At 41.7% G+C, this 21,988-nt stretch carries 20 protein-coding genes and 2 pseudogenes; 16 read left to right on the forward strand and 6 right to left on the reverse strand.

Annotation, left to right across the window (positions count from 1 at the left end):
• Positions 1-123 precede the first annotated feature (123 nt).
• Positions 124-453, reverse strand: coding sequence for a hypothetical protein (locus P8F77_RS06635; RefSeq protein WP_186992389.1), 330 nt, complete (start codon positions 451-453; stop codon positions 124-126).
• Between the two features lie 12 nt (positions 454-465).
• Here P8F77_RS06635 and P8F77_RS06640 point away from each other — a divergent pair, with 12 nt between their 5' ends.
• From P8F77_RS06640 to P8F77_RS06650, 3 genes are all read left to right on the forward strand, one after another.
• Entirely contained in the window at positions 466-837 is a 372-nt protein-coding gene (locus tag P8F77_RS06640; RefSeq protein WP_143266058.1) for a hypothetical protein, read from the forward strand.
• A 267-nt stretch (positions 838-1,104) separates the two neighbouring features.
• Positions 1,105-1,476: a RidA family protein gene (locus P8F77_RS06645; protein ID WP_024728011.1), complete on the forward strand. Its 372-nt coding sequence runs from the start codon at positions 1,105-1,107 to the stop codon at positions 1,474-1,476.
• Between the two features lie 19 nt (positions 1,477-1,495).
• A complete protein-coding gene (locus tag P8F77_RS06650; RefSeq protein ID WP_024728010.1) occupies positions 1,496-2,881 on the forward strand; it encodes a PTS transporter subunit EIIC in 1,386 nt (461 codons plus the stop codon).
• Positions 2,882-3,115: 234 nt separating this feature from the next.
• Here the strand turns inward: P8F77_RS06650 and P8F77_RS06655 are convergent, their stop codons facing one another.
• The gene (locus tag P8F77_RS06655) at positions 3,116-3,292 is read right to left on the reverse strand and encodes a hypothetical protein (RefSeq protein ID WP_235824535.1); all 177 of its coding nucleotides are present in this window, start codon (positions 3,290-3,292) and stop codon (positions 3,116-3,118) included.
• A gap of 179 nt (positions 3,293-3,471) precedes the next feature.
• On the opposite strand from P8F77_RS06655, the gene P8F77_RS06660 reads away from it, so the two are divergent.
• Positions 3,472-4,704 (forward strand): pyridoxal phosphate-dependent aminotransferase, encoded by a 1,233-nt coding sequence (locus P8F77_RS06660; protein WP_347256416.1) that lies wholly within the window; start codon positions 3,472-3,474, stop codon positions 4,702-4,704.
• A gap of 60 nt (positions 4,705-4,764) precedes the next feature.
• A complete protein-coding gene (locus tag P8F77_RS06665; RefSeq protein WP_024728007.1) occupies positions 4,765-5,436 on the forward strand; it encodes a PAS domain-containing protein in 672 nt (223 codons plus the stop codon).
• Between the two features lie 315 nt (positions 5,437-5,751).
• Here the strand turns inward: P8F77_RS06665 and P8F77_RS06670 are convergent.
• A pseudogene (locus tag P8F77_RS06670) lies at positions 5,752-6,060 on the reverse strand (integrase core domain-containing protein); the annotation flags it as partial.
• 26 nt (positions 6,061-6,086) lie between these two features.
• Between P8F77_RS06670 and P8F77_RS06675 the strand changes: the two are divergent.
• Positions 6,087-6,205 (forward strand): annotated as a pseudogene (locus tag P8F77_RS06675) (conjugal transfer protein); the annotation flags it as partial.
• 287 nt (positions 6,206-6,492) lie between these two features.
• Positions 6,493-8,730: an immunoglobulin-like domain-containing protein gene (locus tag P8F77_RS06680; protein ID WP_024728004.1), complete on the forward strand. Its 2,238-nt coding sequence runs from the start codon at positions 6,493-6,495 to the stop codon at positions 8,728-8,730.
• 545 nt (positions 8,731-9,275) lie between these two features.
• On the opposite strand, the gene sigG is transcribed toward P8F77_RS06680, so the two are convergent.
• Positions 9,276-10,052, reverse strand: a complete 777-nt coding sequence (sigG, locus tag P8F77_RS06685) for an RNA polymerase sporulation sigma factor SigG (protein ID WP_024728003.1) — start codon at positions 10,050-10,052, stop codon at positions 9,276-9,278.
• A gap of 161 nt (positions 10,053-10,213) precedes the next feature.
• Between sigG and P8F77_RS06690 the strand changes: the two genes are divergently transcribed.
• Together P8F77_RS06690 and P8F77_RS06695 are read left to right on the forward strand one after the other, a co-directional pair.
• Positions 10,214-11,050, forward strand: a complete 837-nt coding sequence (locus P8F77_RS06690) for a transporter substrate-binding domain-containing protein (protein WP_024728002.1) — start codon at positions 10,214-10,216, stop codon at positions 11,048-11,050.
• Positions 11,051-11,061: 11 nt separating this feature from the next.
• Positions 11,062-11,988: an AEC family transporter gene (locus P8F77_RS06695; RefSeq protein WP_024728001.1), complete on the forward strand. Its 927-nt coding sequence runs from the start codon at positions 11,062-11,064 to the stop codon at positions 11,986-11,988.
• A 109-nt stretch (positions 11,989-12,097) separates the two neighbouring features.
• On the opposite strand, the gene P8F77_RS06700 is transcribed toward P8F77_RS06695, so the two are convergent.
• Positions 12,098-13,879, reverse strand: a complete 1,782-nt coding sequence (locus tag P8F77_RS06700) for an aminopeptidase P family protein (protein ID WP_287520382.1) — start codon at positions 13,877-13,879, stop codon at positions 12,098-12,100.
• Between the two features lie 112 nt (positions 13,880-13,991).
• Here P8F77_RS06700 and P8F77_RS06705 point away from each other — a divergent pair, with 112 nt between their 5' ends.
• Positions 13,992-15,212 carry a 6-phosphofructokinase gene (locus tag P8F77_RS06705; protein ID WP_287520385.1) on the forward strand — a complete coding sequence of 407 codons (1,221 nt, stop codon included), beginning with the start codon at positions 13,992-13,994 and terminating at the stop codon, positions 15,210-15,212.
• A 253-nt stretch (positions 15,213-15,465) separates the two neighbouring features.
• On the opposite strand, the gene P8F77_RS06710 is transcribed toward P8F77_RS06705, so the two are convergent.
• Complete coding sequence (locus tag P8F77_RS06710; RefSeq protein ID WP_024727998.1) at positions 15,466-16,281, reverse strand: YihY/virulence factor BrkB family protein; 816 nt, start codon at positions 16,279-16,281, stop codon at positions 15,466-15,468.
• Between the two features lie 365 nt (positions 16,282-16,646).
• On the opposite strand from P8F77_RS06710, the gene P8F77_RS06715 reads away from it, so the two are divergent.
• The 6 genes from P8F77_RS06715 to P8F77_RS06740 all read left to right on the forward strand — a co-directional run bounded on the left by P8F77_RS06715 (position 16,647) and on the right by P8F77_RS06740 (position 21,965).
• Complete coding sequence (locus tag P8F77_RS06715; RefSeq protein WP_024727997.1) at positions 16,647-17,477, forward strand: PRD domain-containing protein; 831 nt, start codon at positions 16,647-16,649, stop codon at positions 17,475-17,477.
• A 271-nt stretch (positions 17,478-17,748) separates the two neighbouring features.
• Entirely contained in the window at positions 17,749-18,735 is a 987-nt protein-coding gene (locus P8F77_RS06720; RefSeq protein WP_287520041.1) for a mannose/fructose/sorbose PTS transporter subunit IIB, read from the forward strand.
• Positions 18,736-18,770: 35 nt separating this feature from the next.
• The gene (locus P8F77_RS06725) at positions 18,771-19,571 is read left to right on the forward strand and encodes a PTS mannose/fructose/sorbose transporter subunit IIC (RefSeq protein WP_024727995.1); all 801 of its coding nucleotides are present in this window, start codon (positions 18,771-18,773) and stop codon (positions 19,569-19,571) included.
• An 18-nt stretch (positions 19,572-19,589) separates the two neighbouring features.
• A complete protein-coding gene (locus P8F77_RS06730; RefSeq protein WP_024727994.1) occupies positions 19,590-20,501 on the forward strand; it encodes a PTS system mannose/fructose/sorbose family transporter subunit IID in 912 nt (303 codons plus the stop codon).
• Between the two features lie 136 nt (positions 20,502-20,637).
• Complete coding sequence (locus P8F77_RS06735) at positions 20,638-21,009, forward strand: DUF956 family protein (RefSeq protein WP_024727993.1); 372 nt, start codon at positions 20,638-20,640, stop codon at positions 21,007-21,009.
• A 20-nt stretch (positions 21,010-21,029) separates the two neighbouring features.
• Positions 21,030-21,965, forward strand: a complete 936-nt coding sequence (locus P8F77_RS06740; protein WP_024727992.1) for a type I phosphomannose isomerase catalytic subunit — start codon at positions 21,030-21,032, stop codon at positions 21,963-21,965.
• Positions 21,966-21,988: the final 23 nt, after the last annotated feature.

Consider the following 21,988-nt stretch of genomic DNA (forward strand, 5'->3'; position numbering starts at 1 on the left):
TTCTCGGAATCTTCAGCCCTGATTTTATAAGGCTTTCAGATCCTATTTCAAAAAAATCACCCACTTTTCAGGATACTTTCGTATCCGAGTTCCTCAAATTTTACCACGATCCCTTTGCTATTCCTAAAAGCACCTGGAATTATATCGTGCAGTTCTGGTATCTGGATCTTTCCCAGACCGATTCCTACTCCCGGTGACGGTACTCCAGTCCGTACTGCCGCTCAGCAGCGGAAAAAGCGGACCTGTAAATGCAGGGAAAACGGCTGTCCCTCCTGCGGCTGCAAGCGTCATTATTCCCAGCCGGACTGCAACTGGGGATGGGATTCCCACCGGGAGTACTATTTCTTCGGTTCCCACCTCTACATGTATGTAACTTCCGATTCCCATAGTGATCTTCCAGTATTCCCACTTTTGGAACGGGCTTCCCGCCATGACTTGCTTTCCTTTCTCCATTCCTTTTTCACCATGAAAGCATACCTTCCGGAATTCCGTATTGAGAAGCTCCTCCTGGATTCTGCACATGACGCTTACGCTGTTTATGAATACTGCAGACGGGAAAACATCAAGCCTTTCATTGATTTGAACCCCGGGCATACCGGGCATTTCACCATTGACGATGACGGTGTTCCTGTCTGTAAGCTGGGCTTACGTATGCACAAAGAAGGGTATGAGGCTGCCAAACACCGGGCAAAGTACCGGTGTCCGAAAGCAAACCGGAAACGCGTCTGCTTCTGCGAACGTCCCTGTTCACCAGCGAAATACGGCCGGACTGTACACATCTTTACGGATGACAATCCAAGGTTGTTTAACATACCGCCAAGGGACAGCAAAGCATAGTACCTACTATGTCTAATGTTTATGTCTATTTTTCGTAAATTTCTTTCCCTGCATGATATTTAGTTGTAAATTTTCGGTTGGAATCTCATTCGGCGAGATTCCGAGAAGTTATGCTTTCATTATATCAAAAAAAAATTAAAAGTAAAGTATATTTTATTGAAAATTTTATTAGATAAAAAATAATTTACTAAAATGTATTGACAAAAATATATTTTAGCATTATGATGAATTAGTAAAAAAGATTTTATTAATTTGGAGGTGATTAACGTGGAATACATTTTTAGTGAAAATGCACCTAAGGCTATTGGACCTTATTCTCAAGCAGTGAAAGTAAAAGATACTTTATATTTATCTGGAGTAATGCCAATAAACCCTGAAACTAATTCTTTAGTAGAAAGTGATATCACTACACAAGCAAATCAAGTAATTAAAAATATTGATGCAATATTAAAAGAAGCAGGAATGGATGCTAACAACGTTGTAAAGACCACTTGTTTCATCAGTGATATGGAATATTTTGCAGCGTTTAATGAAGTGTATGCAAAATACTTTGTCTCAAAACCTGCAAGATCATGTGTGGCTGTAAAGAGCCTTCCTAAGAACGCTCTTATAGAGATAGAAGTTATCGCAATACAATAATATAAGGAGGATAGAAAGTATGGCAAAGATTTCTGTTGCCAAGATCGTTGATGGTCTTGGTGGTAAACCCAACATTGTAAACGCTACCCATTGTGCTACACGTCTTAGAGTCACCCTAAAAGACAAGACAAAAGTAGATAAAGAAGAAATTAAAGCATTAGACGGAGTTTTAGGTTTGGTTGAAGGTGCTACTCAAACCCAAATCGTAATTGGACCTGAAGTATCAAGTGTTTATCGTGAATTTATTGAATTAACAGGAGTAAGTGAAGAAGCGCCTGCTGATGAAAACTTAGACGAAGAAAAAGTGCTAAAAGATGATTTAAAGAACTCAAAAGGTTCTATTATGACAAAATTTTTTGATACAGTAGCACAAATATTTAACCCAATCGTACCATCTTTAGCTGGTTGTGGTTTCTTAAGTGCTCTTGTAATGATTTTCATGGCTTGTGGAGCATCAATGAAAGATCCTACATTTGCAAATTTCGTAACTATTGCTATGGCAGTATTTACATTCTTACCATTTTTGCTTGCTTCATCTACTGCTAAAGTATTTAAGATGAATCAATATGTTGCACTTACAATTTGTGCAGCTATGATGGCACCGGCTTGGTCAACTATGATTACGAATGGTCAATCTACTTCAAGCATTTTAGGTATTCCTTTTAAAGTTATTAATTATGGCGGGAGCGTATTACCTATTGTCTTCGCAATTATCTTGGCTTCATATGTAGAAAAATACAGTGATAAATTTATTAAAGGTCCTTTAAAGATTATTTTAGTTCCTGCTATTACAATTTTGGTGTCAACTGTTGTAACTTTATGGACAATTGGACCTGCATCATATTGGATTGGTGAACAAATCGCAGCTGGTGTTAACTGGTTATTTGCTAATGGAGGTCCTATTGCCGGACTTGTTTATGGAGGCATTTATTCTATGATGGTTATACTTGGTATTCATCATGGTATGGTTCCAGTATTAACGCAAATGATTTCAAATCAAGGTTTCAACTTAGTATCTCCAACATCTGGTAGCGCAAATATTGGTCAAGCTGGTGCGGCATTTGGTATTTGGTTTAAATCTAAAGATAAGAAACAAAAAGCTAATGCATTTTCTGCATGTATCGCTGCTTGTACGGGTATTACAGAACCAGTGTTATATGGTGTAACTGTTCCAAGTGGTAAACCATTCTTCTTTGGTTGCATCGGTGGAGCTGTTGGTGGTGGAGTTGCTGGACTTCTAGGACTAAAAGCTTATGCAATGGGTGGTCCATCATTCCTTAGTTTTGGTATGTTTATGGGTGGTTCAAATGCCTTTATGAACATGGGTCTTGTAATGGTATGTTTCTGTGTAGCATTCGTTGTGGCAGCAGCTTTAACTATTGTGTGCTGGAAACCTGCTAAATAAAACTCAAAAAATATAAAATAGAATTAATGTTAGAGAGTAATATATTACTCTCTAATTAGTATATGGAGATAAGAGTGAAAAATAAAGTAGATTTTGAGGATTCATCAATTCCTCATAGTCAGTCGGGGTAAAAGGCTTCTTTTCGGAAACCATGTGGAAAATACAGACCATCATCATACGTGCAATGGCGATAATGGCTTTCTTGTGACCACAACACTTTTTGATACGTCCATATTAGCAATTATTCTCGATAAGCCAGTTGTGAAACCTTTGGATATCCGAGTTAATGGTGGAAAAAGATTTTTGATTATACTCGGAAATTCCGTTCTTGCCGGTGGTTACGATGGTTGCAACGATAACATTTTTGTGGACATCAAGCCCATAGCAGATGGAGTATTTTAGCTTCATCATAAGTATCACCACCTTAACTAAAAAAGGAATAGCAGCATTGACTGTCATCCTGCGACTAAATAAACATGGTTTATTACCAATGATAAGAGTCCGGGCTCTGTAGTGTATTGCTATTCCATAGGAAGATTATATAACGGAAAATGGAGGGGCACAACTTTTTTCATTAACCTGTTTGTGCCTTGAGCGAAGCGAAAGGAATGGTAAAAAAAATGAAAGAAAAAATGATACACGCATTTAAAGCGGCTAGTGGTGGATTATTCTCAAACGTTGAAAAAGCTGATGTAGGTAGTTCTTATCAAGAAATGGAAAAACAAGGAATTGCTCTTATGGGATGGGCAGATCCGTTTATGCCAGATTGCTCAATGCCAAAATTTATTGAAGAAGCTTGGATTCAAGCTGTTAAAGATGAATCAGCGCCTCACTATACTGCTCCGATTGGTAATCAAGAATTAAAGAATTTGATTGCAGAAAAAATACTAATACAAAACAACCTTAAAGTAGATCCAAATCGTAATATTTTAATTACACCAGGATCTGATAGCGGTCTATTTTTCAGTATACTTCCTTTTATAAACGATGGTGATGAAGTAATTATTCCTTCACCATCTTATCCGAACAATTATCTTACTGTTGATATTATGGGCGGTAAGGTTGTACCAATGGAAGTTAAAGTAGAAAATGCTTATCAAATAGTTAAAGAAGATTTAGAAAAACTAGTTACTTCTAAAACTAAAATGATCATTTTAACTCATCCAAACAACCCTACAACCGTTGTTTATAATAAACAATCTTTAGAAGCGATTAGAGAAGTATGTATTAAAAATGATTTAATTCTTGTGTGTGACCAAGCATTTGAAGATTTTACATATGAGAATGAAATGATTACTCCATCTTCAATGGATGGAATGTTTGAAAGAACGGTAACAGTATTCTCTTTTTCTAAAGGAATGGGATTAAGCGGTCTTAGAGTTGGTTATGTTGTATGTAGTGATGTCATCATGGATACAATGTTCGCTAATGCTGTTGGAGTTATTGGTGCAACTTCTACATCAGCACAAAAGGCCTTAATAGAAGCAATCAAACATCCAGAATTTATGAATGTATTTAAAGAAGCCTTTGACTATAGAAGACATAAGGCTTTTGAAATAATTAACTCTATTCCTAATGTAAGTTGTTTATTACCTGAATCCGGTTTCTTGTTATGGGTAGATGTTTCTAGAATTGGTAAATCTAGTGATATTGTTTCTTATCTTGTCAAAGAGGCTGCAGTATCTTGTAATGATGGTGTGAACTATGGTGCGGGAGGCGAAGGACATCTTAGAATTGTATTGGGTGTTTATAAAGATAATCAAAGAGTAGTTGATGCGCTTGAACGTATCAAAAAGGCGCTAATTGAGTATCAAACTATTTAATTATGTGATGAAGTATGTTAATATTTTAGTGTAAATAATTTTAATGAAAGAAGAAATGTAATGGAAAATATTAATTTGACTAAAATTGACAAACAAATCCTAGAGTCTTATAAATACTTTGTCAATGGACTATCGGCTTATTTAAGTAACTCTTATGAAATAGTTCTTCATTCTCTTGGTAATCTAGAATCATCAGTTATTCATATTATTAATGGCGAACACACAGGAAGAAAAGTTGGAGCTCCAATTACTGATCTAGCTCTACAAATGTATGACAACATCAAAAAAGGTGAAGCTGACTACATTGTATATAATAGTAAAAATAAAAATGGAGAGCCATTAAAATCAGCTACCATTGCAATAAGAGGAGAAGAAAATAGAATTATTGGTTTAATATGCATAAATATGTATTTAAATACTTCCTTTTTCGATGTTTTATCTTCGTTTATGCCATCAGCTGCTAGTTTTATGAATGGATTAAGTGTTAATGAAAGCTATTTTAATGATACAGATGATTTAATTAAAAACGCTATTGATGAAGAAACTAGAAGTGTTATAGCTAATGCTTCAATTTTACCTTCTAACCGCAATAAAGCAATTGTGGAAAGATTATATGATAAAGGCATATTTAATTTAAAAGATTCTATCTTGAAAGTCGAAAGTATTATGGGTATTTCTAAGAATACAATTTATATGCATATTAGAAACTATAAGAAAAGATATAATAAATAAATATAAAAAGATTACCTGCTGTAAGACTTAGTAATATAGGCGATAAATGTTTTTATATAAATAAAGCCTGTTAAGGAATAGAAGTAGTCTTAAAGCAAAAAGGATATGAATTTCATGGGCGTGTCATATACAAGGTCAATGAATTAGATGGATATATAAGACAAAGGTTGAGAGTAAACTTTTCTTGTAGAGGAAAGAAACATGGAGGATATAATCAATGTAGATTATTGGGAGTGAAATACCCTGATAAATTCTTTGGACTAGACATGACTTTGTTAAGTTTAGTTGACACATTTTTCACAAGGATTTTATATCTTATGCAGCTTCTTTCCGGGCATTATAGTATTGCTGTCGTTTGATCATAGGAGGGAGTCCTCCATTAGCGGAACAAATCCTCCGATTATTCCAGTAGCTGATGAAATATCTCCAGATGACTGGCTTGAGTTCCCCGGTACTCATTTTTTCTGTACCATAACGGCCATACAGCAGCTCGGTTTTCATTCTGGCCCACATGCTCTCACAGCGGGCATTGTCGTGACATCTCCCTCCTGCTCTATTCATACTCTGCTCTATTTCATATTTGCAAACCGCATCCCGGTATATCTGGCTGGTATACTGGCTTCCCGGTTTTATACCATATCAGTCATGAGGACAATATGAAAGTCAAGGTTGCCGTGAAATTCATAGACAATCAGACAAAGGCAACGCAGGTATCACACAGTTTGAATTGGTGCTATATAAGGATAGGAATTGGAAAATCATTCAGTAGTAGAGAATTCACACTTTTTCTGATGTGGACGGCTGAAATATCTTGTGTTTCACTTGATATTCCAATATAATAAGGAATATAGAAGAGCTATCTTGAAAATACCAAAAAAAAGGGGAACAGCCATGCTCATGAATTGCTACGCTCAGACAGACAAAGGTAACCTCTATTTTTGGCATACCCAAAATTAAATTATTTAGAATGTAAAGACATATTCTGCCCAGAGTTTTACGGGAGGGATGTGCCTTTTATCGAATAAATAATTATTTTGAAAAAAGGTGAAAACAGAAATGAAACGAATAAAACTGCTGACATTTTTGCTGGCGTTCACAATACTGCTGACGACAATGCTTCCCACGGTGGTTTTTGCGCAGGGGAATGATTCCGGTACATCCTTTGAAGTTGGCGATTCGGTTGAATTGAAAGAGGCATTCAAAAAGATTGAGAATACTGAAGGCACTTATACCATTTCATTGAAGGAGGACATTACTGTAGAAGGCGAGTCATATTCGGTCAGCCTCAAAAAAGGTCGTGAGGTAACATTACTTGGTAATGGACATACCATTTATTTTAAAAATAAATATGGGTCATTGCAGACAAACGGCGGCACATTAAATCTTGGCAATGAAAGTGCCAATAAATTAACACTTGACGCGACTGGAACAAATCGCAGAGAAGCTGTGATCGAGATTTTCGGCGGAACTGTCAATATGTACGACCACGTTACTATAAAAGGAAACGACAACGCACAGAAGAGCACCATGGGAGGAGGAGTTAATGTTGAAAGCGCTAGCTTTGCTGAATATGGTGATAGTACTTTCAATATGTATGGTGGTGTGATCACAGAATGCAAGAATCAACGCGGCACGGGTGGCGGAGTCAGTGTAGTTGGAGTTGATGATGCTAATGGACTTAAAGCTACCTTCAATATGTATGGTGGGTCCATTACTGGCAATGAGGCAATAACACCTTATACAGGATCAAATATGTATGGCGGCGGTGGCGTCGCAGTATTAAAAACAACCGCGACTTTTAATATGTATGACGGTTTGATTGAGGGGAACAAAGCGGTCCATTGTGGCGGTGGTATCTATAGTTGTTTGGGTGCCGTAAACATTGAAGGCGGAGCAATCCGAAACAATACCTGTGATTCAGTGATAGGAACAACATATGGTTCCGGCGGAGGTATTTATAGTTATTACGGCACAACGACGATTAAAAACGCAGTGATTGAAGGGAACTACGCGCTTTATGGCGGTGGAATATATGCCTATGCTATCAATTATAGTACGAAGTATCCTGGAAAAATAACTATATCAAAGTCCAACATTCAAAATAATATTGCGTCGCGTGGCGGCGGAGTTTATGCCTCATACAGTAAAGATGTAAGGTTGTCTGACAGCACGATCAATAGCAATGAGGCTCACAATGGCGGAGGCATATTAGCTTCGAAAAGTACGATCACTTTTGAAAACAGCGAAGTCAGCGGCAATAAAGCATACACCGGTAGTGGCGGCGGACTGTATGTCAGCAGTGCAAGTACGGTATCCACCGACAGCAAAGGCAATATTATCTGCAACAATACCGCAGGCGGTTATGCAGCAGATGTTTATTTAAAGAAAGACTCTATAATAACATTGCCGAACGCCAAGGATATGGACAAAGAATATTTGGCAGACAATCAAAACTTTAGAATTGATGGTTGGTATTGGGATGCAGCAGATTCGCGTTACACTCCAAGCGAAGATGGAGAAACGGCAGATACTGACAATACAACTAGTGGGCTAGCGCTGGTTGCATCCTACAGAGTTCCCGGCATGCTTGTCGTTACCTATGAACTGCAGGAGGGAGAGTGGACAGAAACAAGGGACATTTATTCTGAGCAGGATGGAAAATATATAGAAAATGTACCTTTGCGTGAAAAGGCCAATGAACCGAGTGCTCCTGAAAAGGAAGGATATGTATTTGGCGGCTGGTACACAGACAGTAATTACAGCGATGAAAGCGAGTATGATTTTTCCGCTCCTGTTACAAGACACATAACACTGTATGCAAAATGGTTGAAGAAGATGGAGCCTTTGAATGCAGTTCCTGCAATCATGGCAGAGGATAAGACTTTGACTGTAGGCGATACCTTTGACCCTCTGAAAGATGTTACTGCTTCAGATACCGAAGATGGCGATCTTACAGCGAAAATTGAGGTATTGCGCAGTAATGTAGATACATCAAAAGCAGGAACATACCAAGTTACTTACAAAGTAATGGATAGTATGGGCGCTTCCGCAACAAAGACGATTACCGTTACTGTCAAGGCAAAAGACACGCAGAAGCCAACGACAGACGATAACGAGAAACCGTCTGCAACGGATACAGATAAGAAACCAATTAGTACAGATAAACAGACAACGTCTAACAGCCCTAAAACTGGCGACAGCACAAATATGACAACATGGCTTGCACTCATGTTCGTATCTCTTGGTCTGTTGGCTGGCATATTCACAGTAAGGAAATTACGCAAAAGCAGATAAAGACTGTGAGAAATTTTATGGAAAGAGATATTTTTGAGGACATGAAAATTGAAACGGAATGTGCATATATTTAAGATTTGCCCTACATCAGAGAAACAGTAGAAAAGAAACTATTTGAACTTCCGTTTGACCTCTATTCCAAGGAACAGCTTCAGGAATTCTGCAACTTTGTGATGGTATGACCTATTCCTTGAATATTATGTAAAGCTTGATGAATATGAATTCTGGCTATTTGTGATAGGAAACTGTAATCGTCAATGCTGATCTGTATCAAAAAGCAGCAGATGTATCTTGTAAATTTACGCAGGATACGTATCGGTTTACAGGGAATATAAAAGGTTAAATACAGGAATCTAATATTTTCCAGCAGATTCCATACAGACATCACGACATTGGTTTTTAACAAGCCATTCTTTGAACTGCCGCCGGGCCGATATGCTGTATTTATTTTCAGGGGAAAAAATGAGCACAGCCGTTATGATTTTGCAAAATATGGGAAAGAAAGGGGGACATTTCGTTTGATTGAGAAATGTCCCTGTGCTGTTTTAATCCAGATAGTGCTTCATATGTTTCAGCGCATTCTTTTCCAGCCGGCTGACCTGAGCCTGTGAGATACTGATCTCATCGGCTACTTCGGTCTGCGTCTTGCCGTCAAAGAAGCGGAGCTTGATGATGTTGTATTCCCGTTCAGGGAGATGTTCCATGGCATCTTTTAAAGCGATGGATTCTACCCATAATTCTTCTTTGTTTTTCTTGTCTTTTACCTGATCCATTAAAAACAGAGTATCTCCGCCGTCCTGATACACCGGCTCATAAAGAGAAAGAGGTGTGGCGATGGCATCCAGGGCGAAGAGTACATCCTCTTTTTTCATTTCGATTTCCTCAGCAATGGCTTCGATGGTAGGCTCTTTGTTGAATTTTTTCGTGAGGGCCTCCTTTGCCGTGATGGCTTTGTAGGCAATATCCCTGAGTGAACGACTGACTCTCATGGAATTATTATCACGCAGGTAACGCCGCACTTCTCCGATGATCATCGGAACCGCATAGGTGGAAAATTTAACGTTCAGGGAGCGGTCAAAATTGTCGATGGCTTTCATAAGCCCGATACATCCAACTTGAAACAGATCGTCGGCATTCTCATTGCTGCCGGAAAAACGTTGAATGACACTTAAAACTAACCTTAAATTGCCCTTGATGTATTGTTCCCTTGCTTCCTGGTCACCCTGTTCGATCCTTATGAACAGTTCTTCTTTTTCTTCATTGGTGAGTAAAGGAAGAGAAGCAGTATTGACTCCGCAGATTTCAACTTTATTAAGTGCCATGATAATTCCTCCATTTGTAAATTGTTCTTGCGAACGATATATTAAAATCATTCACCAATCAAAATGGATTTATACGATGAAAAAATTGCCAGACCGTTTGACACCCATATTTACCAATGATATTATGATAAGAAGAAAATATAGAAATGAGGAATCATATCATGAAAAAATTACTGCTAATTTGTATGATGATATGTCTTGTTTTTTGTTTGGGGGGCTGCAATTTTCCCTGGGACAAGGAAAAGACAGAAGATAAAAATGTCAAAAAAGAAAATATAACAGCATCAGAAGTAAAAGATTCCATGAAGGGAAGACAGCTGATTATCGGTGTGTCCGACGGTATGGCGCCGTTTTCAGTAAGAGATGAAAAAACCAGGGAGATGAAAGGTTTTGACATCGATCTGATAAAGGGGATCAGCCAGTATCTGGGCTTTGAGTACAAGCTTCGCGTCGCTCCGATGAGGAAGCTTACGGATCTGCTCAGGGAGAAGAAGATCGATCTTGCTATCTCCGGCATTTGTATTACGGACAGCCGCCAAAAGGAGTTTCAGTTCTCCGATGTCTATTTTGAAAATACATTAAAAGTTATGGTCAATACAGATAAAAATATAACAGACAGAAAAGAACTGGTCGGAAAAGCCATAGGGGTGGAGGAGGGAACCTCTAACGAAGAATATGCACAGACTAACCTTTCTGAGGAGAATAAGATTAAGGTTTATCCATCCATGGACAAGGTATTCAAAGATCTTGAAAAAGGAAAGATCGATGCTACGGTCTATGATGCAACAGGCGTGGATTATTTTATGGCAAATTATAAAGGAGACAAAATCTCCGACCTCGATGAGAAGCTTAACTCAGCAGAGAGCAACTATGGGATTATGTTCCGGAAGAAAGATCCTTCTATCGGCAAGTTTAATGTGACGCTTCAGGTATTGAACACAGAGGGCACCTACCAAAACATTAAGAACGAGTGGATTGGATCGGAAGACGAAGATTAAGAGGGAAATTCATGAATATTGTTTCAATTGTATTCGGACAGATCGTCATGATGTTTTGTATGATGGCTGTGGGGGCAGCCGCCTATAAGGCGGGCCTCATAACTGAACGGGGAAGCACGGATCTTTCCAATATCACCCTTTACTTAGTCATTCCATTTGTGGTGCTCACTTCTTTTCAGATTGAGTTTGATGCAGACATATTTCATGGAATTCTGGTTACCTTTGTTTTAGGAATTGCGGCACATGCGGCAGCGATCGTTTTGTCCTATCTGCTGATCCGAGGAAAGGATAATGATCGGACAGTTCTGGAACGGTTCAGCATTGTGTACCCGAACTGTGGTTTTATGGGGATACCTCTGGCCCAGGCGGTGCTGGGTCCGAAGGGGGTTATTTACATAACAGCGTTTATTGCCGCACAGAATCTGTTTATCTGGTCCCACGGAGCTGCCAGTATGCAGGGGACATTTAACCTGGGATCGGTCAAAGAATTATTCAAAGCACCTGTTATGATCGCAACATTTGCAGGACTTTTCTGTTACCTTCTTCAGATTCAATTCCCTGTTCTGGTCTACAATCCACTGAAGGCTATCGCTGATATGAATACACCCCTGGCGATGATCATATCCGGAACTGCCATCGCGCAGACAAATCTTTTGAAGACACTGACAAGACCCAGGATTTATGTTATGACGGCATTGAGGCTCCTTCTCGTGCCTATGGTCATGTTTTTGATCCTTCTTTTCGTACCGGTATCCAAGGATCTTAAAATATTGTCGCTGCTTGCCTCATCCGCATCGACTGCGGCGATCACGACCATGTTTGCGGTGAAGTTTAAGAAGGATGTGGGTTACGCGGCAGAATTATTTGCAGTTTCCACCATCGCAGCGGTTGCCACGCTGCCGTTCATGATCTCCCTCGGAGAAAAATTCTTTTCATAAAGGACAAAGTGGGCAAGCCCACACCTCATCTCCCTAACCCCTTAAAATAGAAAATCCCATGGTTCATTCTGTCAAAAGAACCATGGGATTTTTGAATTCGGCATAAAAATCAGCTGTTTTGGATTTTCAGAAAATGATACAGCCAGCTGGCCTCTTCATCAGTGAGATGAGGAGAGAGACTGTCGAAGACAAGCCGGTGATAGGCATAGAGGAGACGGATTTCTTTATCATTGAGCAGCGCCTCATCAACCCCGTCCATATCAATAGGAACCAACGTCAGGTGCTCGAATTCTAAAAAGCTGCCGTATTCATTCTGCCGCTGCTTTCTGCACAGGAGCATGTTTTCTGTACGGATTCCGTATTTTCCCGGGATATACACTCCCGGCTCATCGGTTGTAACCATGCCGGGCACCAGGACTGCATCCAGCTGATTATCTCTGATCTGCCAGCGGAAGGCGTTGGGGCCTTCGTGGACTCCGAGAAAATGTCCGACACCGTGTCCGGTTCCGCACCGGTAGTCGATTCCTTCTTCCCAGAGGGGGCCTCTGGCCAAGATGTCCAGGCTGCTTCCCCGGCATCCAAGAAGAAATTTGGCATCGGAAAGGGACAGCATACTTTTTAATACGAGCGTAAAGTTCCGTCTCTCTTCTTCGGAGATATCACCTAAGATAAAAGTGCGGGTGACATCCGTCGTTCCGGTCAGATACTGGCCGCCCGAGTCGATCAGAAGCATTCCTTCCGGTTCCAGGCAGACATCGGATTCTTCAGTGGAAGAGTAGTGCATCATAGCCGCGTGGTCTTTGTAGGCGCAGATGGTATCAAAGCTCGGTCCCTGATACAGAGGCAGCTTTCTGCGCTCCTCTTCCAGACGGTCCTGGACGGAACGTTCAGTCATAGGAACAGAACCGATGTTTTGCTTCAGCCAAAACATGAACCTGGTCATGGCAATGCCGTCAGACAAGTGACATTCTTTAAGCCCCTTGATCTGTGTCTCATTTTTCACCGCTTTCATGCCGGAAGAAGGGTTTTCGCCAAAAATGATCTGGTTTTTTTCGAGTTCCAGGTAAAGCTTGTAGTTTACGGTATCCGGATCTATCAGTATGCTTCCCTCCTGTTTTTTTAAGAAAGAATCGATCTGTTCATAAGGCAGAATCGTTATCTTATCCTGTTCCAGACGGCGTCTTACTTCTTCTGAAAGACAGGTTTCCCTCACAAATAGGCAGCAGCTTTCCTGTGTGATCCATACATAGCTGTAAAACAGAGGCGTGCAGGGCATGTCATTGCCGCGCAGATTGAAGATCCATGCGATATCCGGCAGAGAGGCGATAAAATGAGCCCTTGCGGAAACTGTCTCCATACAGCTGCGGATTCTTTTGAGCTTCGACGGCACAGATTCCCCGGCATAAATATCTTCATGGATAAAAATCGGGGATGCTGCGGCATCCGGGCGGTCGGTCCAGAGATCCTCTGCGAGAGTATGATCTGTTTCCAGGACTGCTTTTTTTGAAGCGGCCAGCCTGGACAGTTTTCTTCCGTAAGCGGTATTGATCATACGGCCGTTTAAGCTGAGGACATCGCCCTCACTGAGATGCTCTGTGAGATATTCAAGTATAGTCGGAACGCCGGAAACACCCATCTTCATCAGCTTCATTTGTTCAGGATCGATCTGTGCTTCCGCCTGGGTAAAATATCTCCCATCCGTCCAGAGCCGGCTTTCGGCCTGCTCTGCCAGGACTGCTCCGGATGATCCGGTAAATCCGGAGATGAATTGGCGGCACTTATAGTGATCGTCCGCATATTCGGACTGGTGGGGATCTTCACTGGGAATCAAATAATACGTAAGATTCTTTTCAATCATAGATTTCTGAAGTCTAGCCAGCGGTGTAGTCATAATTCAGTACCTCCTTTTATTGTTGTGGTTTTTATTATAACACGATATAATAAAAAATAGAATTTTAGAATATGTGCAGAAATTTTGCAGCTGAATGAGGAGGAGATTAAGGATGAAAAACATGCTAGTGGCACAGTCAGGAGGACCGTCGGCGGCGATCAATGCCACCATTACCGGCGTGATCGACGCAGGGCTTGCGAGTAGCCGGGTAGAACATGTATACGGTGCACTGAATGGGATCAAAGGAGTATTAAACGAGAATTTTGTGATACTGGATGACATATGCAAAAAAACTGAAACAAGAGATCTGCTGGCCATGACTCCGGCAGCTGCGCTGGGGTCCTGCCGCTGGAAGCTGAAAAATCCGGAAGAAGATAAGAGAGAGTTTGAGGAGATCATCCGGATCTTAAGGAAAAATAATATCGGATATTTTATTTACACCGGCGGAAACGATTCTATGGATACCGTCTATAAGCTTTCCGTGTACTGTCGGGAACACGGAGTGGATGATATCAAGATCATGGGAGCTCCGAAGACCATCGACAACGATCTTGGAGAGACAGACCATTGTCCGGGTTTTGGCTCTGCGGCCAAATTCATTGCCACCGCTTTTACAGAGATTGCATGCGACTGCTATGTCTATGATATTCCGTCTGTGACGGTTGTGGAAGTCATGGGGCGCAATGCAGGATGGCTGACGGCCAGTGCGGCCCTCGCAAGAAATGAAGAAAGAAATGTGCCCCAGCTGATCTACCTGTGTGAGAGGGCGTTTGATACGGAACGTTTTGTGGAAGATGTAAAGGAAGCGCTGGATCGGGAAAATAACATCATCATTGCAGTCAGCGAAGGATTAAAGGATGCCCGGGGAAATTACGTCGGAGAAGAAATGAAGTCCGGGAAAGAAGATGCTTTTGGACATAAATACCTGTCGGGCATCGGAAAATACCTGGAGCAGGTGATAACGGATAAGATCGGCTGCAAGGTCCGCTCTGTGGAACTCAATATCCTTCAGCGCTGCGCCGGATACATGCTGAGTGAAACAGACATCATCGAATCCAGAAATCTGGGGGCCTTTGCCGCCGTCAGCGCCATCCGGGGCGAGACCGGCAAGATGTCCGCTTTAAAACGGATGCCGGGAGATAACTACCAGGTGGAGATCGTACTGGCCGATCTGTCCAAGATTGCAAATGTTGAAAAGACAGTGCCTCTTGAATGGATTACAGAGGACGGACACGACATCACGGAGGAGCTGGTGGATTATTTAAGACCTCTGATTCAGGGGGAAGTGCGGATTCCGTATAAAGACGGAGTCCCGGAACATTTCATTCTCTAGGGGATTCCGTAGGAATTTCTTATTTCATAGGAAAGTTCTACGACCTTCCCTATGAAATAAAAACGCTCCGCGGGTTGTGCACAGATGCGTAAGGAAATTATTTGCCTGCGGCAAATTGCATCTGGCACGCAAAGTTGTTAAGCCCCTCAAAGAGTGAGGGGTTGGGGCGTTGAAGTGGGCTTGCCCACTTTGTTCTAGTAGCGAAAAAAGAGGAACTTTTCTGTCAGTGTCCTGGAAGAAAAGTTCCTCTTTTTTATTTGCGGTTTTTCATAATATATTGGTTTAGTTCGGCTCCGATGAACAGAATCATCATACAAAAATACAGCCAGAACAGGGTGAGCAGAATACCGGTAAGCCCTCCGTACATAATGCTGAAAAATTTAAAGTTATCAAAATAGATTGAAAACAGGGAGGATAAAATGATCCATCCCGCTGAGCTGAATATCACTCCCGGCATGACTTGCTTGGCTTTGAAGTGTTCACTTGGAAGAAAGCGGTACATGATGAAAAATACCAGGAAAAATATAAAAAATGCAATGCCGAAACGGATCAGCAAAAATATAATATGCTGGTTGGACAGAAACGGATAAAACTGATACAGCTGGTTCAGCAGTGTGTTTCCGAATAAGAGCACAATAATCCCGATCAGGACAGCTACCGCGATGAACGCAATATACATAGTGGAGATAAACCGGAGCACAAAGTAATTCCGTTTTTCCGGGATCTCGTGGATCGTGTTCAGACCGGTCATCATGGAAAGGATACCTTTTGATGCGGACCACAGCAGTGTGATGATCGTGAATGACATGTAGGTTGTCGTGATTTTTCCATATAAAGAATTGATGACGGCAACCAGGCTGACACTGTACTGTTCCGGCAGATAGTAGTTTACAAGGTCGATCAGGTCTTTCGGCGTCACGGGAACAAAGCGCATCAGGCTCAGCACAACGATCAGGAACGGGAAAAAAGAAAGCACCGTAAAGAATGCTGCCTGAGCGGAAAAGGCAGTGATATGATCCTTCTGAGCTTTCGCGATCACGGAATTCAGAAGGGCGATTAACTTTAACATATAAATACCTCTCAGATCATATTAATATAGCAAAATTTTATTTTATACAAATAGTTTATATATTCTATCATAAGCGTTTGAAATACTCAAGAAAAAGCTGAACGCCATAGGAATACCGGGACAGCAGGAGAGGAAGCTTTGTTTTATATAGAATAAATCTTAAAAATTTATAAACAAATTATAAAGAAAGTGGTTGACATAGGGGGCAGGGTTTGATAAAATTGGAAATAAGTTAAGGAATACGAAAGAAGGATTGTTACTGGTAATGCAGGCTAAACCAACTTATGAGATTTATACAGATAGATTTCGATAGGTGTGGTTTATTTTTTTTCTTAACTGAATATTTTACAATACGGAGTGGAACTGTGCAAATTACAAGAATTATAAATAATAATATTGTAATTTCAGAAGATAACAGCCATCGTGAAGTGGTGCTAATGGGAAGAGGACTGGGCTTTCGGAGACATCCCGGAGATGTGATCGACTCAGATAAAGTCGAGAAGACTTACATAATGAAAGACCATGGGATGACACATCGCTTTCAGCAGATGGTAGCAGACATCCCCATAGAACGATTGGAAATATGTAATGAAATTATTCAATATGCAAAAGACACTTTGCAAAAGAATATCAATGACAATATTTATATTTCTCTCACAGACCATATTAATTTTGCCATTGAACGGGTAGAGATGGGTGTTCCCTTCCAGAATCCCTTTTTATGGGAGATTAAGAAGTTCTACTACCAGGAATATCTGATCGGGCAGGCTGCCATCCGCATGATCGAGCGGAAGCTAAAGGTCACTCTGCCGCAGGATGAAGCGGCGTTTATCGCACTGCATATTGTCAATGCAGAACTGGATCTGGATATGACGGAGATGGTTTCCATGACCAAGCTTACGCAGAATATCTTAAAGATTGTTGAGGAGTGTTTTCCTGACCAGATGGATAAAGAATCCGTTTTTTACGAAAGGTTTATCACCCACTTGAAGTTTTTTGCACAGAGGATCTTTACGGGCAATGAAGTGGAGAGTGACGACACAGAGTTCCAGGAGATTATCCGAAACAAGTATCAGGAATGTCTTGACTGTGTGGAAAAGATCAGAATTTATATAAAGAATACATGTAACCATGATATAACGGATGAGGAAATGATGTATCTCACCGTCCATATCAAGAGAGTGATTACAAGATAAAAGTTCATATTGATTTAGAATAAGGATTGTTACTGGTAATGCAGGCTAAACCTGATTCAAACCGAAGGATTTTTGAATTCATATGTTTTGCAAAATTTGTTGAGCTGTGTGGATTGAAAAGATCCGGTGTTTGAGTCAGGTTTTTTTATTTCATTAATGTTTCACGTAAAATCACCCCCAGCGGGGGATTTTATAAATAGGAACCTGAATTCTTGGTTAATATAAAAGAATAAAGATTCCGAAAGATAATTAGAAAAGGAGGAATGTTTAAATGGTAGGAATTATTCTTGCTACGCATGGCGGATTTGCGGATGGTATTATGCAGTCCGGATCCATGATCTTCGGTGACCAGCCCGATGTGGCAGCTGTAACACTGCAGCCGAGCGAAGGGCCAAATGACATCAGAAAGAAGATGGAAGATGCAATCGCTTCTTTTGAAAGTCAGGACGAAGTATTATTCTTAGTCGATCTTTGGGGAGGAACTCCATTCAATCAGGCAAACGGACTTGTATCAGAACATGAGGACAAATGGGCGATTGTAGCCGGCTTAAACTTGCCGATGCTGATCGATGCCTATGGCTCACGTATGACGATGGAGACAGCTCACGAAGTTGCGGTTCAGATCGCCGGAAGCGGAAAAGAAGGGGTGCGCATCTATCCGGAGTCTCTGGAACCGAAGGGGGAACCGGCAGCCGGACAGCAGGCAGAAGCACAGCCTCAGGGAGCAATCCCGGAAGGAACCGTATTAGGAGACGGACATATCAAATTTGTGCTTGCCCGCATTGATTCCCGTCTGCTTCACGGACAGGTGGCAACTGCATGGACAAAGACAACACAGCCGAACAGGATCATCGTCGTATCCGATTCGGTAGCGCATGACGATCTGCGTAAAAAACTGATTCAGGAGGCTGCACCTCCAGGGGTACGCGCCAATGTTGTTCCTGTGAACAAAATGATCGAGGTCTCAAAAGACCCCCGCTTTGGAAACACAAAAGCACTGCTGCTTTTTGAGACGCCTCAGGATGCTCTCCGTGCCATCGAAGGCGGAGTGGACATCAAGGAACTCAACATCGGCTCCATGGCTCATTCTGTCGGAAAAGTAGCCGTGAGCAAAGTTGTATCTCTCGGAAAAGAAGACATCAAGACTTTTGCAAAATTAAAGGAACATGGAATCGGCTTTGATGTCCGCAAGGTGCCGAGCGATTCTAAAGAAAACATGGATGAGATCATTAAAAAAGCAGAAGCCGAGTTATCTTAGGCTTCACACATTCAGAAAATAGAGGAGGAATTATAATGTCAGCAATTTCAATCGTATTAGTTATTATAGTTGCCTTTCTAGCTGGTATGGAAGGAGTTCTGGATGAATTCCAGTTCCATCAGCCGTTGGTTGCGTGTACATTAATTGGACTTGTGACCGGTCAGTTAGAAGCAGGTATTATTTTGGGCGGTACATTACAGATGATCGCTTTGGGATGGGCAAACATCGGCGCCGCTGTTGCACCGGATGCCGCGTTAGCTTCTGTAGCTTCCGCTATCATCTTAGTCCTTGGAGGACAGGGCACCTCAGGTGTCAGCACTGCCATCGCAGTTGCGATTCCTTTGGCAGTTGCAGGTTTATTCTTAACAATGGTTGTACGTACACTTTCCGTGGCATGTGTTCACCGTATGGATGCAGCTGCTGAAAAAGCAAATTTCAAAGGTGTTGAACTGTGGCATATCATTGCCATCGCTATGCAGGGACTCCGTATTGCGATTCCGGCGGGAGCGCTTCTGTTTATCCCGGCAACAACCGTTCAGAAATTCCTGACATCTATGCCGGCATGGCTTACAGACGGTATGGCAATCGGCGGTGGAATGGTCGTAGCCGTTGGTTATGCGATGGTTATCAACATGATGGCAACAAAAGAAGTTTGGCCGTTCTTTGCAATCGGTTTCTGTGTTGCTGCACTTTCAGATCTGACATTGATCGCATTGGGAGCTATCGGTGTATCTCTGGCATTGATTTACCTTACACTGTCTGAGAGCGGCGGTTCTTCAGGCGGCGGAGGAAGCAATACAGGTGATCCGCTCGGCGATATTCTGAATAATTATTAATTGAAGGAGGTATGAAAAATGGCAGAAAAAGTTACATTAAGTAAGAAGGAACGATTGTCCGTTGCATTGCGCTCTACCTTCCTTCAGGGTTCTTGGAACTATGAACGTATGCAGAACGGTGGCTGGGCATTTTCAATTATCCCGGCGATCAAAAAGTTATATAAAACAGAAGAAGAACGCTCAGCGGCATTAAAACGTCACTTGGAATTCTTCAACACGCATCCGTATGTTGCTTCTCCGGTTATCGGTGTTACACTGGCATTAGAGGAAGAGCGTGCAAATGGGGCAGAGGTCGATGACGCAGCGATCCAGGGTGTGAAAGTCGGTATGATGGGACCTTTGGCCGGTGTCGGAGATCCGGTATTCTGGTTTACCGTACGTCCGATCCTCGGAGCTCTCGGTGCATCCCTCGCAATGACAGGAAACATCTTAGGACCGATCTTATTCTTCGTACTGTGGAACGTGATCCGTTGGGGGTTCATGTGGTACACACAGGAATTCGGATACAAAGCCGGCGCAAAGATCACAGAAGACCTTTCCGGCGGATTACTGCAGAAAGTCACAAAAGGTGCATCTATCCTCGGTATGTTTATCCTTGGATCACTGGTTCAGCGATGGGTATCCATCAGTTTCCAGCCGGTAGTATCTAAAGTTACATTAAGTGAGGGAGCGTACATTGACTGGGGCAAGCTTCCTGAGGGAGCAAAGGGGATCCAGCAGGCATTTGAGCAGTATGCATCAGGCCTGTCACTGACCCCTACCAAGATCACAACTTTACAGAACAACCTGGATTCTTTGATTCCTGGATTAGTTCCATTATTATTAACATTATTCTGTATGTGGCTGCTGAAGAAAAATGTTTCACCGATCATCATTATCATCGCATTATTCTTAGTTGGTATTGGCGGACACCTTATCGGATTGTTATAAGCTAATGAAAAAAGTTCGGAGCAATCCGAACTTTTTTTATTCTTTGAAGTGGACTTTCCCACTTTGTTTACTGAACAATATCGTGATATAATGTTTAGGATACTGTATAAGAATAAATTAGAAATGGAGAGTTGCTATGGCTCAGTCAATAAATACAAAAGTAGATTTGGTGATCAGCGGAACTTCTTATCACGGTCTGAACAGTTATGGAAAGATCATGATCGGCGATAAAGGATTTGAATTTTATAATGACCGGAATGTAAATGATTATATTCAGATTCCATGGAAGGAAGTTGATTACGTGATTGCCTCAGTCATGTTTAAGGGAAAACACATTCCGCGCTATGCGATCCAGACAAAAGAAAACGGAACCTATTCTTTTGCCTCAAAAGAGCCGAAGAAAGTGCTGCGTGCGGTCAGCAAGTATGTTGCGCCAGACCATATGGTCCGCTCTTTAAGCTTTTTTGGAGTGATCAAAAAGAAGTTAAAAGCCAAGTTTAACAAATAAGTCTTAGGAGGGATAAGATTATGGGACATATTTTAAAAATGAAACCAGTGTTTAAAGAGATGATCTGGGGCGGACATAAGCTTAAGGATGTGTATGGATACGAGATCCCCAGCGACCATACGGGGGAGTGCTGGGCAGTTTCTGCCCATAAAAACGGTGACTGTACGATTGAAAACAGTGAGTTTGCCGGCAAGACACTGTCATGGCTTTTTGAACACCACCGGGAACTGTTCGGCAATATAGAGGGAGAGGAATTCCCTCTGCTGGTAAAGATCATTGACGCCAGAGATGACTTATCCGTGCAGGTTCATCCCAACGATGAGTATGCAAGGGTTCACGAAGACTCTCTGGGAAAGACAGAATGCTGGTATGTGCTTCAGGCAGATGAGGGCACTAAGATGGTCATGGGCCATCACGCGAAAACAAAGGATGAGTTTATCAAAGCAATCGAGGAAGACGACTATGACAATCTCCTGAATTCCTTTGCCATCGAGAAGGGGGATTTCTTTTACATCCCTTCCGGGACACTGCATGCCATCTGCAGCGGATCTCTGATCTATGAAGCCCAGCAGTCCTCCGATATCACTTACCGCGTTTATGATTATCACCGCAAGGATCAGGACGGCAACGAAAGACAGCTGCATGTACAGCAGTCCATAGACGTTACCAATGTGCCTGCACAGATTGGCAGCAGCAAATCCTTCCGTGAAACTCAGCTGGAAAACGGAACGAAAGTAAGATATGTTGAGAGCGAATTTTTTAAAGTGGACTGCTATCGGTTAAACGGTAAAAATACAGTAGAAAACGATGCGCCGTTCCAGATGGTCAGCGTGATAGAAGGAGAAGGGATGATCGATGGACAGAGTGTTAAAAAGGGAGATCATTTCCTTATCTGTTCGGATCAGAAGGAAACTGTTTTCGGCGGGACAATGGATGTTATGATCGCAACGCTGTGACCTGAATTATAAAGCCGAAAAAT

The organism is Anaerostipes sp. PC18 (assembly GCF_039789045.1).
Taxonomy (GTDB): Bacteria; Bacillota; Clostridia; order Lachnospirales; family Lachnospiraceae; genus Anaerostipes; species Anaerostipes hominis.

Coding starts and splice junctions, on each gene's coding strand:
- P8F77_RS06725 (WP_024727995.1), top strand. CDS start 18,771: ATGTCAGCAATTTCAATCGTATTAGTTATTATAGTTGCCTTTCTAGCT.
- P8F77_RS06710 (WP_024727998.1), bottom strand. CDS start 16,281: ATGTTAAAGTTAATCGCCCTTCTGAATTCCGTGATCGCGAAAGCTCAG.
- P8F77_RS06740 (WP_024727992.1), top strand. CDS start 21,030: ATGGGACATATTTTAAAAATGAAACCAGTGTTTAAAGAGATGATCTGG.
- P8F77_RS06650 (WP_024728010.1), top strand. CDS start 1,496: ATGGCAAAGATTTCTGTTGCCAAGATCGTTGATGGTCTTGGTGGTAAA.
- sigG (WP_024728003.1), bottom strand. CDS start 10,052: ATGGCACTTAATAAAGTTGAAATCTGCGGAGTCAATACTGCTTCTCTT.
- P8F77_RS06700 (WP_287520382.1), bottom strand. CDS start 13,879: ATGACTACACCGCTGGCTAGACTTCAGAAATCTATGATTGAAAAGAAT.
- P8F77_RS06665 (WP_024728007.1), top strand. CDS start 4,765: ATGGAAAATATTAATTTGACTAAAATTGACAAACAAATCCTAGAGTCT.
- P8F77_RS06640 (WP_143266058.1), top strand. CDS start 466: ATGAAAGCATACCTTCCGGAATTCCGTATTGAGAAGCTCCTCCTGGAT.
- P8F77_RS06735 (WP_024727993.1), top strand. CDS start 20,638: ATGGCTCAGTCAATAAATACAAAAGTAGATTTGGTGATCAGCGGAACT.
- P8F77_RS06655 (WP_235824535.1), bottom strand. CDS start 3,292: ATGATGAAGCTAAAATACTCCATCTGCTATGGGCTTGATGTCCACAAA.
- P8F77_RS06730 (WP_024727994.1), top strand. CDS start 19,590: ATGGCAGAAAAAGTTACATTAAGTAAGAAGGAACGATTGTCCGTTGCA.
- P8F77_RS06705 (WP_287520385.1), top strand. CDS start 13,992: ATGAAAAACATGCTAGTGGCACAGTCAGGAGGACCGTCGGCGGCGATC.
- P8F77_RS06635 (WP_186992389.1), bottom strand. CDS start 453: ATGGAGAAAGGAAAGCAAGTCATGGCGGGAAGCCCGTTCCAAAAGTGG.
- P8F77_RS06695 (WP_024728001.1), top strand. CDS start 11,062: ATGAATATTGTTTCAATTGTATTCGGACAGATCGTCATGATGTTTTGT.
- P8F77_RS06680 (WP_024728004.1), top strand. CDS start 6,493: ATGAAACGAATAAAACTGCTGACATTTTTGCTGGCGTTCACAATACTG.
- P8F77_RS06720 (WP_287520041.1), top strand. CDS start 17,749: ATGGTAGGAATTATTCTTGCTACGCATGGCGGATTTGCGGATGGTATT.
- P8F77_RS06690 (WP_024728002.1), top strand. CDS start 10,214: ATGAAAAAATTACTGCTAATTTGTATGATGATATGTCTTGTTTTTTGT.